This window comes from uncultured Methylovirgula sp., from assembly GCF_947646745.1.
Taxonomy (GTDB): Bacteria; Pseudomonadota; Alphaproteobacteria; order Rhizobiales; family Beijerinckiaceae; genus Methylovirgula.
Genome location: NZ_CANSHK010000081.1, coordinates 1 through 3107, shown reverse-complemented (window position 1 = coordinate 3107; position 3107 = coordinate 1). Strand labels below are relative to the sequence as shown.

Here is a 3107-nt window from a genome sequence, read left to right as displayed (position 1 = left end):
TTGAACCTTCTCCGCCGCCGCCGCGACCTATGCCCGGAACGGTTGCCGGGGCAAAGGGCGCAACGGAACGGAGGCTCAAATGACCAGTATCGCATCGATTCTGGATGGCCTGATCGCAGTCATTAACGGCTGGACTGTCGATGTTCTGGCCGCGACAGCGGCCGACATTGAGGCGAGAGCCGGCAAGGACACGCACAAGCCGTCGTGACCGGCACGCGCGGCTTTCCGGAATTTCATCACGTAAAAATTTTCATTTTTCCTTTTTCTTCCGATGAATTTTTAGACTCCTTTCGTACGCCGCTTCCGGGCATAATCACCGCGCTTCAGTTATACGCGGTGATTTAATTATGACGGCGGCCTGGCTCAAAATTTCGATCTATTCGGCACTCTCTTTCGCCGTACTCGCCACATACTCTGGCAGCGCGAACGGACAATCGGCGGACGCAGTTCTATGCGATCGTCTCGCCGCCTATCCGAGCGACCCTGACAAACCGGCGGATATCAAGGGCGTGCTCAGCATCGCGCCCGGAGACATCGAGACCGCGATCAAGTTCTGCAAGCAGGCGAAAGGCTCGCGGCGTTTCAGTTTTCAGCTCGGCCGCGCCTATGAGGCCAACGGCGACACGCAGGCTGCGATTGCCGCTTACCGAAAAGCATCCGGCCAGGGCAGCGCGTCGGCGATGTCGCGCCTCGCCTCGCTCGACAAGGCCGGCGCGCAGAGCGGCGAGACGCGCAAGATGTTCGAGCGCGCGGCGCAAGGCGGCGATCCGGTCGCGCTCAACAATATGGGCATGGCTTACGCGACCGGCGATGGCGTGCCGCTCGATTATACGAAAGCGCGAAGCCTGTTTCAGCAGGCCGCCGACGGCAACAATGCGGACGCCATGTTCCAGCTCGGCATGATGACCGAGCAAGGCGACGGCGGACCGAAGGACGACGCGGCCGCACGCGCACTTTACGAAAAAGCCGCCGCGCGCGACCAGATCGGCGCGCTCGAACGCGCGGGCGATTTCGCTCTTGCGGGCCGCGGCGGGCCGAAGGATGAAGCCGCCGCCAAGCGCTATTACGAAAAGGCCGCAGCGCTCGGCAGCGACGACGCCAAGGCCGCGCTCAACCGCATGAAATGTCCTTACACGATCAAGGCCAAGAACGGCCAGCGCGTCACCGACCTGTGCTTTTAACTTCGCCGTTTCAAACAGACGTGTGCGACGGAGCCATTTTGGTGACATCTGCGGCGGCTAGGATGTGCGCCGGAGCCGCCCATGCCGACATTTCATCTGACTCAGATCACCGACACTCACCTCAGTCCCCGCTTTCCGGAGTTCACCGAAAACTTTCAGCGGGTGTGCCGGCACATCGCCGGTAATCGGCCCGACCTCGTCATCAACAGCGGCGACGTGAGCTTCGATGGCGAGGCCGACGCCGCCGATTTTGAATTCGCGAAGGCCGAGCACGGTAATCTCGGCGTGGAATGCCGGTTCATTCCCGGCAATCACGATATCGGCGATAATCCCACGCAATCCAATCCGCGCCCCAAACAAATCGTCTCCGAGCAGAACCGGCAAAACTTCGTTTCGGTTTTCGGCGACGACCGCTGGCAGTTCGACGCCGCCGGCTGGCGATTTATCGGGATCAACAGCCTCATCATGAATTCGGGTCTCGATTGCGAAAGCGAGCAGTTCGCGTGGCTGGAGGAAAAGTTAGCCGAGGCCAATGGACAAGCGGTCGCGCTGTTCGTTCACAAGCCGCTGTTCAGAAATACGCCGGACGAACCCGAGGACGCCGCAATATCATATCGCTACGTGCCGATGCCCGCGCGCACGCGCCTTGTCGCAATGCTGGACACAGCAGACGTGCGGCTCGTCGCCTGCGGGCATGTGCATCAGCGCCGCGATTTTACTTTTCGCAATACGCGCCACATCTGGGCGCCTTCGACGTCGTTTGTCATCGCATCCGAGCTGCGGCAAGCAACCATCGGCGCCAAGGAAACCGGGCTGGTCGAATATGCGTTCCAGCCGGACGGATTCGAGGTGCGCCATGTGCGCGCGTTCGGCCAGGCCGATATCGACCTGTTCTCGGTTTACGATCCGGCGGCGCAGTCCTGATTGTCAGGTTTTATCCGGCCCGACGCGCACAAGCTGCTTGCCGAAATTTGCGCCCTTCAGCAGGCCCATGAACGCACCCGGCGCGCTTTCAAGCCCTTCGGTGACGAATTCCTTGTGCTTCACTTTTCCCTCGCGCACCCATTGCGGCATGTCGCGGATAAAATCCGGATACATCGCGTTGAAGTCCGAAACGATGAAGCCGCGGAAGGTCAGCCGCTTCACCAGAATTGCGCGCATGATCGAATGCGCCCATTTCGGCACCGGCGTATCCTTGCCGAAAATCGTGTTGTAGTCGGCGATCAGGCCGCACACCGGAATGCGCGCGAAAGCATTGAGCAGCGGAAACACCGCCTCGAACACCTTGCCGCCGACATTCTCGAAATAGACGTCGATGCCCTTCGGGCAGGCTTCCTTGAGCTTCGCCGCCATATCGGGATCGCGGTGATCGAGGCACTCGTCGAAGCCGAGTTCCTTTTTCACGTAATCGCATTTGTCCTTGCCGCCTGCGATGCCGACTGCGCGGCAACCCTTGATCTTGGCGATCTGCCCCACGGCCGAGCCGACCGCGCCCGATGCCGCCGCGACCACGACCGTCTCGCCCGCTTTCGGTTTGCCGATTTCGAGCAGGCCCGTGTAGGCCGTCATGCCCGGCATGCCGAGTACGCCCACAGCGGTCGAGATCGGCGCGATTTTCGGATCGACCTTGCGCAGCATCTTGCCGTCCGCCACCGCATATTGCTGCCAGCCGGTGTGGGAGAGAACGATGTCGCCCTTTGCAAGATTTGGAAACTTGGATTCAACGACCTCGCACACTGCGCCGCCTTCCATCACGCCGTCGATCGGCACCGGCGCGGAATACGAAGGCCCGTCGCTCATGCGGCCGCGCATATAGGGATCGAGCGACAGCCAGATCGTGCGCAGCAGAACCTGCCCGTCGCCCGGCGACGGCGGCGAATAATCCTCGATGCGGAAATTTGCCGGCGTCGGCTCGCCGACCGGACG

4 protein-coding genes are annotated in these 3107 nt (G+C 61.2%); 3 read left to right on the top strand and 1 reads right to left on the bottom strand.

Translation table 11 applies throughout. The annotated features are described in order from the left end of the window. The first annotated feature begins 79 nt into the window (after window positions 1-79). The 3 genes from Q0025_RS14875 to Q0025_RS14865 all read left to right on the top strand — a co-directional run bounded on the left by Q0025_RS14875 (window position 80) and on the right by Q0025_RS14865 (window position 2105). A complete protein-coding gene (locus Q0025_RS14875; protein ID WP_297300491.1) occupies window positions 80-208 on the top strand; it encodes a hypothetical protein in 129 nt (42 codons plus the stop codon). Window positions 209-347: 139 nt separating this feature from the next. Beyond that, window positions 348-1181, top strand: coding sequence for a tetratricopeptide repeat protein (locus tag Q0025_RS14870; RefSeq protein WP_297300489.1), 834 nt, complete (start codon window positions 348-350; stop codon window positions 1179-1181). A gap of 81 nt (window positions 1182-1262) precedes the next feature. Then, a complete protein-coding gene (locus Q0025_RS14865; RefSeq protein ID WP_297300487.1) occupies window positions 1263-2105 on the top strand; it encodes a metallophosphoesterase in 843 nt (280 codons plus the stop codon). Window positions 2106-2108: 3 nt separating this feature from the next. On the opposite strand, the gene Q0025_RS14860 is transcribed toward Q0025_RS14865, so the two are convergent. Continuing rightward, window positions 2109-3107 (bottom strand): NADP-dependent oxidoreductase (locus Q0025_RS14860; protein WP_297300485.1); only part of this gene is annotated, 999 nt, incomplete at its 5' end.